12 protein-coding genes are annotated in these 13,323 nt (G+C 40.6%); 5 read left to right on the top strand and 7 right to left on the bottom strand.

The features are described 5' to 3' along the window. Nucleotides 1-212 precede the first annotated feature (212 nt). The 3 genes from VJ09_RS12690 to VJ09_RS12680 all read right to left on the bottom strand — a co-directional run bounded on the left by VJ09_RS12690 (nucleotide 213) and on the right by VJ09_RS12680 (nucleotide 4,043). Nucleotides 213-1,190, bottom strand: coding sequence for an alpha-ketoacid dehydrogenase subunit beta (locus tag VJ09_RS12690; protein WP_044642072.1), 978 nt, complete (start codon nucleotides 1,188-1,190; stop codon nucleotides 213-215). 3 nt (nucleotides 1,191-1,193) lie between these two features. After that, nucleotides 1,194-2,297 (bottom strand): pyruvate dehydrogenase (acetyl-transferring) E1 component subunit alpha, encoded by a 1,104-nt coding sequence (pdhA, locus tag VJ09_RS12685; protein ID WP_052807386.1) that lies wholly within the window; start codon nucleotides 2,295-2,297, stop codon nucleotides 1,194-1,196. A gap of 288 nt (nucleotides 2,298-2,585) precedes the next feature. Then, a complete protein-coding gene (locus tag VJ09_RS12680; protein WP_044642071.1) occupies nucleotides 2,586-4,043 on the bottom strand; it encodes a hypothetical protein in 1,458 nt (485 codons plus the stop codon). A 258-nt stretch (nucleotides 4,044-4,301) separates the two neighbouring features. Here VJ09_RS12680 and VJ09_RS12675 point away from each other — a divergent pair, with 258 nt between their 5' ends. Then, nucleotides 4,302-4,508 (top strand): hypothetical protein, encoded by a 207-nt coding sequence (locus tag VJ09_RS12675; RefSeq protein WP_044642070.1) that lies wholly within the window; start codon nucleotides 4,302-4,304, stop codon nucleotides 4,506-4,508. Beyond that, nucleotides 4,508-5,149, top strand: a complete 642-nt coding sequence (locus VJ09_RS12670) for a Fic/DOC family protein (RefSeq protein WP_044642069.1) — start codon at nucleotides 4,508-4,510, stop codon at nucleotides 5,147-5,149. Before VJ09_RS12675 ends, VJ09_RS12670 begins: the two co-directional genes overlap by 1 nt. Nucleotides 5,150-5,259: 110 nt before the next feature. Here VJ09_RS12670 and VJ09_RS12665 read toward each other — a convergent pair whose 3' ends face one another. The 3 genes from VJ09_RS12665 to VJ09_RS12655 form a co-directional block, all read right to left on the bottom strand. Further along, complete coding sequence (locus VJ09_RS12665) at nucleotides 5,260-6,741, bottom strand: hypothetical protein (RefSeq protein ID WP_044642068.1); 1,482 nt, start codon at nucleotides 6,739-6,741, stop codon at nucleotides 5,260-5,262. Nucleotides 6,742-6,884: 143 nt separating this feature from the next. Beyond that, on the bottom strand, nucleotides 6,885-7,763 hold the full coding sequence (locus VJ09_RS12660; protein WP_044642067.1) for a carbon-nitrogen hydrolase family protein: 879 nt from the start codon (nucleotides 7,761-7,763) through the stop codon (nucleotides 6,885-6,887). A gap of 232 nt (nucleotides 7,764-7,995) precedes the next feature. Then, nucleotides 7,996-8,841 carry a hypothetical protein gene (locus VJ09_RS12655; RefSeq protein WP_044642066.1) on the bottom strand — a complete coding sequence of 282 codons (846 nt, stop codon included), beginning with the start codon at nucleotides 8,839-8,841 and terminating at the stop codon, nucleotides 7,996-7,998. Nucleotides 8,842-9,048: 207 nt separating this feature from the next. Between VJ09_RS12655 and VJ09_RS12650 the strand changes: the two genes are divergently transcribed. Next, a complete protein-coding gene (locus VJ09_RS12650; protein ID WP_044642065.1) occupies nucleotides 9,049-10,038 on the top strand; it encodes a tRNA modification radical SAM protein MnmL/YtqA in 990 nt (329 codons plus the stop codon). Then, nucleotides 10,035-10,670: a tRNA 5-(aminomethyl)-2-thiouridylate-methyltransferase MnmM gene (locus VJ09_RS12645; protein WP_044642064.1), complete on the top strand. Its 636-nt coding sequence runs from the start codon at nucleotides 10,035-10,037 to the stop codon at nucleotides 10,668-10,670. The genes VJ09_RS12650 and VJ09_RS12645 overlap by 4 nt, the downstream gene beginning before the upstream one ends. Nucleotides 10,671-10,716: 46 nt before the next feature. On the opposite strand, the gene VJ09_RS12640 is transcribed toward VJ09_RS12645, so the two are convergent. Then, nucleotides 10,717-11,118, bottom strand: a complete 402-nt coding sequence (locus VJ09_RS12640) for a S1 RNA-binding domain-containing protein (RefSeq protein WP_044642063.1) — start codon at nucleotides 11,116-11,118, stop codon at nucleotides 10,717-10,719. Nucleotides 11,119-11,465: 347 nt separating this feature from the next. Here VJ09_RS12640 and pckA point away from each other — a divergent pair, with 347 nt between their 5' ends. Beyond that, entirely contained in the window at nucleotides 11,466-13,040 is a 1,575-nt protein-coding gene (pckA, locus tag VJ09_RS12635) for a phosphoenolpyruvate carboxykinase (ATP) (RefSeq protein ID WP_044642062.1), read from the top strand. Nucleotides 13,041-13,323: the final 283 nt, after the last annotated feature.

The raw sequence follows: 13,323 nt of genomic DNA, 5'->3' as shown, positions 1-13,323 counted from the left end.
TTCGTAATTTCGCTAACACATCTTTACACATCTGGTACAGCCTACGTAAAAAAGCACGAAATATCGATATTCTGGCTTCCAATAAGTGTGTACCTATCGCAAAGCAGGGTTCATTACCCTCCAACGCACACCTTTCTAAGCGAAACGCTAAACTCATATGCTAGGCGGTGGTACCACAGGCAACCACCGCTCTAGAATAACGAACTATGCTTTTAGAAATTCATGAGGTCTTTTACTGCTTTTGCCACAGATTGTGGATTGTGGAGCCATTGATCCTCAAGCAGTGGGAAAGGCATGTGAGTATTAGGTCCAGTAAGTCGAACGACTGGAGCTTCTAGGCTTAGCAATGCTTTCTCATTGATTTGCGCGATTACTTCTGCAGCTACCCCAGCTTGTTGAGGAGCTTCCGTCAGTACAATCGCACGGTTGGTTTTCTCAACCGACTCTACGATCGTATCGATATCGATTGGGCTAACCGTACGAAGGTCGATTACTTCAATGGAGTGACCTTCTTTTTCAGCAAGTTCTGCTGCTTTGAGCGCAGTGTGAACCATCGCTCCATAGGTAATAACCGTAACATCTTTCCCTTCACGAGCTACGTTTGCTTTACCTAGTGGAACGTAGTATTCACCTTCTGGTACTTCGCCTTTTGCAGAGAAGTACAACTTCAAGTGTTCCATAAAGAAGACAGGGTCATTGTCTTTAATCGCAGACAAGAGCAGACCTTTTGCATCGTATGGATTCGAAGGAATTACTACTTTGATCCCAGGAGTTTGTGCAATGGTACCTTCCAAGCTATCTCCATGGAACTCAGGAGTTTTAACCCCAGCACCAAACGGAGTACGGAACACGATTGGAGAAGTAAAGCGACCTCCTGTACGGTAACGCATACGAGGTGCTTGGTTCACAATGGAATCCAATACTTCATAGATAAACCCGATAAATTGGACCTCGGCAATAGGACGGAAACCTTGCATCCCAAGACCCAGAGCAAGTCCACCAATACCGGACTCAGCAAGTGGTGTATCCATTACACGGTCTGCGCCAAATTGTGCTTGAAGACCTTCTGATGCACGGAAAACCCCACCGTTTTTCCCTACGTCTTCCCCGAAAAGGAGTACGTTAGGATCTTTTTCTAAAGCCACACGCATTGCATCATTAATGGCTTTTACCATTGTCATTGTTGCCATGGATTATTTCCCCTCCTTTTCAAAAGCTGCACGTTGTTCTGCAAGTAGTGGAGGTAGTTCTTCGAACATATCGTTGATTACTTCGCTTACTTTCATTTTTGGATAAGTATCTGCTTTTTTGATCGCATCGGTAACAGTTTGTTTTGCCTCTTCGATCACTTTCTCTTCGTCTTCAGCAGACCAAAGGCCTTTTGCTTCCAAGAACTTGCGGAAACGAGTGAGTGGTTCTTTTGCTTCATACTCATTTGGCTCTTCTGTCGAACGATAACGAGTTGGATCATCTCCAGACATGGAGTGTGGTCCCAAGCGGTAAGTTAAGCATTCGATGAAGGTAGGCTCTCCGTTTAGGGCACGTTCACGAGCTTCTTGAACTACTTTGTAAACTGCAAGCACGTCCATACCATCTACTTGGTAGCTTTTCACACCAGCTGCAAGACCTTTTTGGGCAATGGTTTGCGCATTGGTTTGTTTTTCTACCGGAGTCGAAATCGCATAACGGTTGTTTTGCACGATAAAGATGTTTGGAGTTTTAAATACACCTGCATAGTTCATTGCTTCATAGAAGTCACCTTGGGAGCTACCACCATCACCGGTATATGTAATGGCAATACGTTGTTCGCCACGACGTTTGAATGCCATCGCAACCCCAACTGCTTGAACATATTGCGCACCAATAATGATCTGAGGCATCATAACGTTTACATCTTCTGGAATTTGACCACCATGTTGGTGTCCACGAGACCAGAGGAATGCTTGGTACATTGGATATCCATGCCAGTAAAGCTGTGGAATATCACGGTAACCAGGAAGAATAAAATCTTCTTTTTCCAATGCGTATTGGCTTCCGATCATGGTTCCTTCTTGTCCTGCTACAGGAGCATAGAAACCAAGACGACCTTGACGAGCAAGACCAGTTGCACGTTGGTCCCAAACACGGGTAAATACCATACGTTTCATGAGTTCACGAAGCTGCTCATCGCTCAACTTTGGCATTTCTGCTTCGTTCACCACGGTACCATCTGGAGCAAGAATAGAAAACGCTTCTACCGGCTCCACAACTACTTCTGCCGCTTGTAAACCTTTTACGGTAGAGTTGGCTTTTGCCATGAGTGATTCACCTCTTACAGAATAGAATTATGTGGGGAGCTTTCGCTCGTTAAACTGTTATAATCTGATAGGCAAACTGTACTATAACAGTCTGCTTAAAATCTCCGATTTGTAGAATCCGCTTATAATTCCACATATATTACAACCACATCTAGAACTATCATACACCATCCGGAATAATTGTCAATGAACAGGGAGTCTTGCTTAGGATGTGCGTTTATGCTGGATAATACACAAAAAAACCCGCATCACATTTTGTGATCGGGTGGGTGGACTGATTATACGAAGTTATAGGTCATCCTCGTAGAGACCTTCGCCATGAGGGTTCATAATCGCACTGTGTTTTAATATTTCTTCAAATGTTTTCATTGCAATCTTTCGCTCCGATTCACCCCATAACAACATTTGGTTTTTTAAATTAAGTTGTTCTTTTAACACCTTGTTTGTTTGTGGATAATTGTTCGCTATGCTAGCATCTAATTGATTCATATATCCTATAACAATGTAATCTTGGTATGTATCCAGAACATGATACTCATACTCACTAAAATAGGATATATCTTGTTTCTTAGTTATATAAAGACACATCATTTCTATTTTTTCTGGATTAATAGTCAAACATGAACCAAAATATGTTGAAGTTGCGTCTCTATGTTGCTTAAGCGCTAAGTTTTCCCAACTGCTTGGAATAACCCAGTCGAACCCTAGTCCCGTTACAGACTCGGCTACTTTAATCCTTTGATTATCTGCAGTAAAGTTATACCAGTGAACAATTGGAGTAGTAAATTCAAACTTAGGTCCTGTACCTTCATATGTAAAAACTGGAATATCTAAAATATCGTCTTTATTTATGTCCAACATATCTTTAAATGAAATATTGTCTATTCTAAACGAAGTAGTTTCCAAAAGGTCCATTAGCTTCCCGTCTTGCATAACCAAAACATTATATGCACCTCTATCATCTACTTCCTGATCGTTTCCATATGGTTTTGCAACCACAATACCTTTGCGCCCACTACTATCGATCTTTCCTAAGTGAGAATAGATGGCATTAAGCTCTCCCAAGTCTATCTCTTGAATCGTAGTCAACTGATTGTCCTTCAATTGAAGTAACTTTGCTTTTGCTTTACCAGGTTGATAATCCCCATCTTCATATTCTGGATAACTCGTCATCTCCAGCACTACTAATTCTTCTATCTGGTTATGATCTAGATCTGTTTGGAATATGGTAGTTCCTTTTACGTATGCAATCTGTTGAAAGCCTAGTGTAGGCGATTTTGGATTCATGGTAAGGATAAATGCATTTTGACTCACTTTATCTCTAAAATAAGGTGGCTGCATTCCTTCTTGTCTCGATTCCCGAATAAGCGTAATTTCCGGAATTTTATCTCCAGATAAATCTTGTACCTTTACTTCTTTGACCTCGTCCTGTACATTTACAGGCGTCTTGGTAACCTCATATCCTATTACCTTCTTTTTCATTACAAGGATCTCTTTTTGTTTTGTAGCTGGATACTCGTAAACCGCAATTCCCTCTTTTTTCTGATCCCCGTCTAAATCCCACATAGATAGATTTTGTTCTGGGTCTTGAGCTAACATTCTTACTCCACTTGGGATAAACTCCTTCGCATCCTCTTGTAACTCAGCAAATGCCGGTTCTATTACAAAAATATTCCGATATACAAATAACACGGCACATATTGCAATCACTATAAATGGTGCTAATAGCACAAATTTTTTCTTCATATTGAAAACCACTCTCTTGTTGTTTTTATCAAACTGTTCCTATTTTTTTGTAAGTACTGATAGATTTTAAAAATAATATAAATATCTTTATCTCTATTGAATAAAACCTAGATCTCCTTCTGACAATAAGATTCTTGTAAATAGATCTTTTCATTGGAGCATAAGAACTTCTATATTATAATCCCACTCAAACATTCCTTTCTACATTTTTTCGACTTACCCGATATGCTATATTTGTTTTCCGAAGGAGAGGAAGCAATGACAAACAAATTTACCTCAGAAAATTTAGAACAACTACTAAGAGAAGCAAAAGCCAATTTAGCGATAGAGGGCATTGAACTAACAAGAGAAGAAGAAGACCTTGTAAAAGCCAATTTACTTGGAGAACTAGATGATCAAGATTTTCATATCCGTGCTATCGAACTGGCCAAAAAAGCATCGATCAAACCCAAAGGAGATCGCTAATGGCTCCTAAATCCTACTCATATCCAAACAGTGACGTTTTGATCAATGAATTTCATATGAGAGAGTACACAGAGTTGTTCACAATGGAGGCACTCTATACATTAAAGCGCTTAGCCCAACTACAAAAATCTCCTATCTACGGTAAATTCAATTTAGAACACCTTCAACAGATACATCAATTTATCTTTCAAGATATATATGAGTGGGCTGGTGCATTGCGCGAAGTGGATATCGCAAAACAAAATACTTGGTTTGCTAGAACTATCTATTTGCAAGATGTAGCCCATGATATTTTTGGGTCATTACACCGTGAAAAATGCTTACAAGGTCTACCTTTAGAGGACTTTTCAAAACGGGCTGCTTTTTATATGGCCGAGATCAATATGCTACATCCATTTCGTGAAGGGAATGGGCGATCACAAAGAGAGTTCATACGCTGTCTAGCGTTACAAGCAGGTTATAAGCTAGATTGGTCACGAGTTCCTAGCAAACAAGTATTCCAAGCTTCGGTAGCATCGAGTTCAGGTGATATCAACAGTTTAAAAGAAGTGATACGTGGCTGTATTGTAAATGAAGAAGAAGCTGATCAAACCTACATAACCTTTTACCAAAATTGCGAAAAACATGGTGAAAGATTATAGATTAGAAACTAAAATATCTATCTCTAACAGATAATCAGAGCTACTAAGTTAGTAGCTCTGATTACATTTCGATATATAGTATTTAAAAACGAATCCACCATTCACAACCTCTAATGGTGGTTACTTACCTGCTCTTCGTCTTCAACGACATTCCCATATCGAATGTTTAACTCCAACATCTCATCAAACCTACCTAGAGCTTGCTTTAATTCTTCTTCCTCCCACAATACAATGTTCTTCTTCAATTCCGCTTGGTCGATGATGATCTTTTTCGTATTCGGATAATGATCCATATTTTTCTCTTCTTGATAATGACCGACGAATACAAAATCTTCGAATTCATCTAGCACAAGAGTGTTGTTTTCTTTTTTCTGATATTTATCTAAGTCTGCTTTTTTCAGCACAGAAACGATAACCAAGAACGGACTACTTGGACCTTCATCTAGATTGCTAGGAATTAAAGACGTTCCCAGTGATCTAGAAGTATCAAAATCTACAACATCCATGGAAATATTTTTCCACTGCTCTGGAACAATCCAATCAAAACCATGTCCAGAGATGGATCTCGATACTTCTACCAAACGATTATCTGCTATGAAGTTTTGCCACTCGTAAATATATCGCATCTCTGCGTTAGAAAGCGGCAGAATAGACGACCGATGATCGGGTTTTCCGAATGGAATATCTAAAATACCATCTTTATTGATATCCATTGGAGATTTTGGATAGTTATTGTATATTTCCACTGCATGACCCTGATCCTGGGCGGTATCTACCAGTTGACCATCCTTCATTACTATTAAAGAAAAAGTTTGTGAGTGAACTCCTACTTGTTTATCTAATATCAAACCTTTTCTCCCAGTTTTATCTAATGGCGAATAGTAAACCGTAAGCCAGTTAGACATTCCCAGATCCATCGTCTGGACTAGTTCCAAGCGATTTTGTTTGGATTGGTATAACTTCGCTATAAAATTACGTTCTCCATATGATTCAGCATCTTTTTGTTGTTCGATGACAATCGCTTCGTTGATTCCATTGTTATCTAAATCAGTTAAAAGAACTTGTTCCCCTTGAAGCTCTCCTAGTGTGACCACTTGGAACTTATCCTCTTTTGGATTGGTTTGAACTTGATATACCACTAATCGTTCACTCTGGTTCATTTCTGGTTGCGTTTCTTCTGTCCCTTCCTCGCCCTGTGGCTTTTGTTCTCTCATCACCAATTCGGGTTTACGATCTCCTGTCACGTCCTGAAAAAAAGTCTCTTTCACTGGATCCTTTCCGGAGATCGGGAATTTTGTCACATCGTACCCTATTACTTTCTTCTTCAGAATGAGTACCTCTCGTTGCTTCGTTTTGGGGTGCTCATAGACAACTATCCCCTCTTGGATCTGATCCTCATCCATATCCCACATCGCAAGATTTTTCCCCTCTTCATGAGTGAGTATTTTTGCTCCTCTTGGGATAAATTCTTGGGCGTCTTTTTGTAGATCCATGTAAGTAGGTTCAAATATAAATAGATTAGTAAATGCAATTAGCAGACCAAAGATTAAAATAACAACAAATGGTGCAAATAGAATGATTTTTTTCATCATATCAATACACTCCAATGGGGGAAGTACCACCTACCTAGAATGAAGGTTGGTGGTACTTCTCTTTCATTTTGTATGACTTAGAAGCTAAATCAATCCCAAAAAAAGATTAGCTGCTCTTCTTTTGATATGGTCTTATTCAGTAATCAGCTGTTTGGTTTTGCTTTAACACGCAATCGATCATAAAGTTCCGGTTTACGGTCACGAAACGGAGCTACTTGTCCTAACTCCCAATTCTGACGGAGTTCATCCATCTGTAACTCGGCAATGACAAGACGGTTCTCTTCGCCTTCTCCGATTGCAATTACACCATCTGCAGGAAATGGATGATCGCATGGGGAAAAGACACCTGCACGACAATAACCTGTGTCAATTTGTGGAATATGAGGTAGTTCACCCACGATTCCAGATAGCACCACAAACCGTTGATTCTCAATAGCACGGGCTTGGGCACAGTGACGAACACGGTAGTAGCCGGCAATCGTATCGGTATAGCTAGGACATAGGATCAATTCCGCTCCAAGGTCTGTCACGATACGAGATAGCTCCGGAAACTCAATATCGTAACAAGTCAGGATTGCTACACGACCAATTGGGGTATCGATTACTTCTACTTCTTCCCCTGGTGCTAGTTTCCAAAGTTTCTGTTCTTCTGGTGTTAGATGGACTTTCGGTTGGGTACGGAAGGTTCCATCTGGGAAAAAGAGAAAAGCCTCATTGATAAAACCTTTTCCTGCCATATGGTGAATATGAGTTCCTGCCAAGATCATCAACTGATATTGTTTGCTCTTCTCTGTAAAAAAGGTCAGGTATTGTTCTGTAAATGAATTTAAATACTGACAAGCTTGTTCATGGGTCATCAATGGCTCCAAAGCTAGTAAATGGGCCGTAAGATACTCCGGAAAGACAATTAAGTCTGCTTCGGAGTGTGCGGCTTCTTGGATATCTACTTCTATGTTATGCCAGAACTCTTCGATCGATAGGAGAGGTTGGAGTTCGTACTGAGTTGTTGCTACTTTGTACACAGTGAATCACCGCCTTTTGAGATAAGTGTATGCTACCAACAAAGTCTATTTCGTATTATATAGAAGAAACTAGTTAGCATGACTCTTACTACTTTCGTCAAAAACAGGCTCTCCTGTCAAGTATTTTCTAAAGAAGAAACAATTTCAAATGCTTCCAAAGATGCTTCTATTATATCTCATCACAAAACAGGCTCATGTCATTTGACATCAGCCTTTTTTATACTTTCTTCTTTTAGTTCGCTGTAACCGACTTTGCTTGTGTTTGAATCTCGGCAGGTACTTGAATAGAACCTACAAAAGGCTCTTTTACTGTCACTTCTGTAGTCTGTGTAAACGAGATCGGTCCATAGGTAGATGGTGTGTATAACTCCTGCAAAACCGAGAGACGTTCTATTTTCTCTGACTGTTTTGAAATCCATATTTTTACTTGATATTGCTTCACCTCTGTTTTTTCTACTTGAACTTCTGGTGGATCTATCTTCGATCGTTTTCGTTCTATCCCTTCGATCATCTCTCGAAGAGAAGCTACTTGATCTGCTTGGATCGTAAGCTCGATACTTTCTCCCTCTTCCTTCATCTGTACTACTTCCTTGGGAACAGTCCCACTTTGTATATGATCACTCATTAGTTGTAAGCGTCGAATGATTTCCGTTGGAGAACCGTGTGCATCGCCTTGGACATATGGCATCTTTTCTATTTTTCCCGTATTGGATTGAGTATAAGTAGTCTCTCCAACTGTCCATATTTTTTCCCGCAACCCACTGTATTGCAGTTCGAACTGTTGTGTATACGGAGTAAAAGTTTCTACGCCCGTCGATTGGAACGTGACAGGACTATTAGGGTTGTCTTTATACACTTGCGTTCCTTTTATCTCGTAGTGATATCCTAGCTCTTTTTTGGTAGCTTCAATCGACGATTTTAATCTCCCAAATGCTGAGAGATCTTTTGGCGGTTCGGGTATTACAACTATATGTTTCACTGGAACAGGTGCCTTGGTCTCCTTTTCAGCAGGTAGCAAAGAACATCCTGCTAGTAATACGACTCCGATTCCCCATACGTACAAATTTTTGCGGAACATGACATATCATCCCCCTTAAATAGAATAGTGCAAACTTTTTATGCTGAATAACCGTTGGTTCCATTCTTTTCATCTAAAAGAGATTCTCTATTCTATTTTATAAAAAGGAGATCAATCCGAACATGTCCAAAATACTACTCCTCTACTCCTTTTGGCTGCTCTGAAAGATCATATATAATGAGATCAAGAGAAAGAGAGGAACTACCTATGCTAAATCAAACCCAAACTTTTGATACCCTGCGCTTATGGAATGAAAAGCGCTATCATACATGGAATTATCATTTACGATCTGTTTTCTCACAAAAAGTGTTTAAAGTTGCACTCGATGGGGGCTTCTCCTGTCCAAACCGCGATGGAAACATAACGACAGGAGGCTGCACATTTTGTAGCCCTAGAGGTTCAGGTGACTTTGCTGGTAGACGTCGTGACGATTTGGTCAAGCAGTTCCACGACATAAAAACCCGCATGCATCAAAAATGGCCCGAAGCCCAATATCTCGGATATTTCCAAGCTTTTAGCAACACCTATGCACCAGTTGAAGAGCTACGCCAGATGTATGAAGCAATTCTGGAACAAGAAGGAGTGGTTGGGCTCTCCATTGCTACAAGACCCGATTGTCTTCCAGATGATGTAGTAGAGTACCTTGCCGAACTAAACCAACGTACCTATCTTTGGGTAGAGCTTGGTCTACAGACAATCCACGAAAAAACATCCGATCTCATCAATCGAGCTCATGACTTCCAATGTTTTGTAGATGGGGTAGATAAACTGCGCAAACACGGAATCAATACATGTGTTCATATTATCCATGGGCTACCACAGGAGACCGAACAGATGATGCTCGAAACGGTGGAAGCCTGTGCTCATATGGATATACAAGGGATTAAGATCCACCTATTACACCTACTCAAAAAGACACCCATGATGAAACAATTTGAGGAAGGATTATTAGAATTCCTCGATCGGGATCAATATGTAAAACTTGTCTGTGATTCTCTGGAAATGCTCCCACCTGATGTGATCATTCAGCGAATTACAGGAGACGGACCGCCAAATCTACTTGTTGGCCCTATGTGGAGCACCAACAAATGGGATGTTCTCAATGGAATCGATAAAGAGATGAAACTCCGAAACTCTTGGCAAGGAAAACGAGCAGTAGTGAGAAATCGTGCTCAGTTGGAGGCCTTTATTCGATGATTTCACGAAATATCTTGGAACATGCCAAAGACATAGTCACACATGCCATTGTTCATCAAAAAAAGCGATCTCCCCGTTCTTCGATCTATGTAATCGATGGAACGATGGGAAATGGCAATGATAGCCTTTTTCTCGTAAACCAACTTGATGGCAATGGTCAGCTCTATGCGCTGGATATACAAAAGGAGGCACTTGTTGCAACGAAACAAAAACTAGTTGGGCAGGGTATCCCATCCGGTCAATACAAATTAATACTAGGGAATCATGCAAAGATGAATACCCTTCTTCCAGCGAATCTGGTAGGGCAAGTTACAGCAATTATGTTTAACCTCGGATATCTACCTGGTTGCGACACTTCACTGAAAACCTTGGCAGGGACAACGATTCCTGCCCTTACTACTTCTTTGGAGTTCTTACATCGAAATGGTGTTTTGACAGTGGCAATTTATACAGGGCATGAAGGTGGACAGGATGAGGCAGATCAAGTCCTACTCTGGGCAAAACAACTTTCCTATCATTACTTTGTTTCTTGGTATCAAATCTGGAACCGTCCCTCTGCTCCATCACTACTGACGATCGAAAAACGAACAGATGAGACTACAACAAAAAGCCTCTCCTACCGTTCCCGGTAAAAGAGAGGCTTTTTGTTCATCTATGCGAAAAGGAGAACTGTCCCATTTAGCGGTTTTTCTTCTGTTTCGCTGCGAGTGCGCTGAGACGTTCCTCCGAACTTTTCATCCACTTTTTCATCATGTCTTCAAAGTCACCGGGATTTTTGTTGCCACCGCGACCACCGCCACGACGATCTCCACCGCCTCTACGCTCACGTTGTGGGCGCTCTTCGCTCATCAGCGCTTTCATGGATAAAGAAATCTTACCCGATGGATCAATGGAAAGCACCTTCGCTTTTACATTAGTACCTACTTGAAGGACATCTTCGACTTTTTCTACATATTTAGTAGAGATTTGGGAGATGTGAACCAAACCAGTCTCACCTGATTCTAGTTTGACGAAAGCCCCGAATGGCTTAACGGAAATCACTTCTCCTGTTACGACGGTCCCTTCCTTTAACTCGCTCATCCTAACACTCCCACGTGTAATTCATTCTGTTCGAAGATACCACTATTCCTTGACCTTGTCAATCATAGTAGTTTCTACAAACCCCTGATAATCCTAATATATTAACAACTTTTGCAACTCATTCATCCAAACATACCAAAAGTTAGAAGAACCATTTTATATAAAATTATACTTTAATCTCTTGTTTCCCTACTATTTCATAGCCTTTTTTTCCTTTTATCCAGCACATGGGAAAAACATGGTACATATCCTTTTAAATATGTTATACTTTTGATGTAATTAATATATCACATTCATTTTACCTAATCCAAAATATGTTAAATCTCAAAATAAAGGATGGTTGATTCATGAGCATGGTACTACGGCCTCTAGCTACTACACTGGAGCTAAAAGGAACCCTACATCAAAACTTATCTGTTGCGCAATTAGTCGAAGAGGCGGTAACCCGTAAAGAAGCGACCTTGACTAGCGAAGGTGCTCTACGTGCAACGACAGGCGAATTTACAGGTCGTTCTCCCAAAGATCGTTACCTAACAGTGGAAGAGAATATCCAAGATCAGATCGACTGGGGAGCAGTTAATCAACCACTCGAAATAGAGAAATTTGAAAAGATTTACGCACGGCTAGAACAATATCTACGTGAAAAAGAACTCTTTGTGTTTGATGGTTTTGCAGGTGCAGATCCAAGTTATCGTCTACCAGTACGAGTTCTTACAGAATATGCTTGGCATAACTTATTTGTTCGTCAACTTTTCATTCGTCCTAGCAAAGAGGAGCTAACCAACTACCAAGCAGAGTTCACTGTAATCAATGTTCCTAATTTCCAAGTTGATCCAGAACAAGACGGGGTACGCTCCAAAACCTTTATTGGAATCAGCTTTGAACGAAAAGTAGTAGTAATTGCGGGAACACACTACGCTGGTGAAATGAAAAAATCAATTTTTAGTGTACTTAACTATCTACTTCCAGATCGTAATGTACTTCCTATGCACTGCTCCGCCAATGTAGGAGAAAAAGGAGATGTGTCGCTTTTCTTTGGACTTTCTGGTACTGGAAAAACTACTCTCTCTGCTGATCCTAATCGTCAATTAATCGGAGATGACGAGCATGGCTGGTCCGAAAATGGTGTCTTTAACTTTGAAGGTGGCTGTTATGCCAAATGTATCGGACTTACTCAAGAGAAGGAACCACAAATCTGGCAAGCTGTCCGTTTTGGATCTGTCCTAGAAAATGTAGCCCTCGATGAAAACCGGGTTCCAAACTATGCAGATGGCTCCTTGACGGAAAATACCAGAGCTGCTTATCCAATCGATTATATCCCAAATGCCGTTATACCTGGCACATCTGGTCATCCTAATGTGATCTTGTTCCTGACCGCAGATGCTTTTGGAGTATTACCTCCGATCTCTAGACTAACCAAAGAACAAGCAATGTATCATTTCCTCTCTGGATACACTAGTAAACTTGCTGGTACCGAACGTGGCGTTACAGAGCCTGAAGCTACTTTCTCTACCTGTTTTGGTGCTCCATTCTTACCAAGACCAGCACATGTTTACGCAGAAATGCTAGGGAAGAAGATGGTGGAACACGACGTTCAAGTCTATCTCGTCAACACTGGATGGACAGGTGGTGCCTATGGAGTAGGCAACCGAATGAACCTAAAACACACCCGTGCTATGGTATCTGCTGCCATCGCCGGAGAATTAAAAGAGGTCCCTTATACACAAGACCCGATCTTTGGACTTCATATCCCGAACGAGTGTCCAAATGTTCCTAGCGAGTTGCTACAACCACGCAATACTTGGGAAGATCAAGCTGCCTATGATCAAAAAGCGAAAGAATTAGCCAAGCGCTTCCAAGAAAACTTTTCGAAGTTCCAAGGAGTATCGGCAGAAGTTCAAGAATCAGGTCCAAAAGTTTAAACCAAATCTCATGTTAATAACAAAAGCTTTTTGCTTTGGAACCCCAAAGCAAAAAGCTTTTTCCCTTTGGTATAATCTTATTTCCAATCCCCAGTATTGACAGAGGGAATAGTAAGTAACGGTAAATAAGATACAAGCAAGAATATGCCCTCTTACTAATCCTATTATTTGTAGTTTTATTTTATTTTTCATTTATGCTCCTCTATTATTGAGTATATATTTTGACTTTACCAAAAGTAATCCCTCCTGCCAATTTCATTAATAGTGGGCTGATAAATTTCCT

This window comes from Risungbinella massiliensis (assembly GCF_000942395.1).
Taxonomy (GTDB): Bacteria; Bacillota; Bacilli; order Thermoactinomycetales; family Thermoactinomycetaceae; genus Risungbinella; species Risungbinella massiliensis.
Note: the sequence above shows the minus strand (reverse complement) of the source record. Positions and strands in the feature narration are given on the sequence as shown.

Excerpts from the sequence above, each read along its gene's own strand:
- VJ09_RS12690 (WP_044642072.1), bottom strand. The coding sequence starts at position 1,190 with ATGGCAACAATGACAATGGTAAAAGCCATTAATGATGCAATGCGTGTG.
- pdhA (WP_052807386.1), bottom strand. The coding sequence starts at position 2,297 with ATGGCAAAAGCCAACTCTACCGTAAAAGGTTTACAAGCGGCAGAAGTA.
- VJ09_RS12680 (WP_044642071.1), bottom strand. The coding sequence starts at position 4,043 with ATGAAGAAAAAATTTGTGCTATTAGCACCATTTATAGTGATTGCAATA.
- VJ09_RS12675 (WP_044642070.1), top strand. The coding sequence starts at position 4,302 with ATGACAAACAAATTTACCTCAGAAAATTTAGAACAACTACTAAGAGAA.
- VJ09_RS12670 (WP_044642069.1), top strand. The coding sequence starts at position 4,508 with ATGGCTCCTAAATCCTACTCATATCCAAACAGTGACGTTTTGATCAAT.
- VJ09_RS12665 (WP_044642068.1), bottom strand. The coding sequence starts at position 6,741 with ATGATGAAAAAAATCATTCTATTTGCACCATTTGTTGTTATTTTAATC.
- VJ09_RS12655 (WP_044642066.1), bottom strand. The coding sequence starts at position 8,841 with ATGTTCCGCAAAAATTTGTACGTATGGGGAATCGGAGTCGTATTACTA.
- VJ09_RS12650 (WP_044642065.1), top strand. The coding sequence starts at position 9,049 with ATGCTAAATCAAACCCAAACTTTTGATACCCTGCGCTTATGGAATGAA.
- VJ09_RS12645 (WP_044642064.1), top strand. The coding sequence starts at position 10,035 with ATGATTTCACGAAATATCTTGGAACATGCCAAAGACATAGTCACACAT.
- VJ09_RS12640 (WP_044642063.1), bottom strand. The coding sequence starts at position 11,118 with ATGAGCGAGTTAAAGGAAGGGACCGTCGTAACAGGAGAAGTGATTTCC.
- pckA (WP_044642062.1), top strand. The coding sequence starts at position 11,466 with ATGAGCATGGTACTACGGCCTCTAGCTACTACACTGGAGCTAAAAGGA.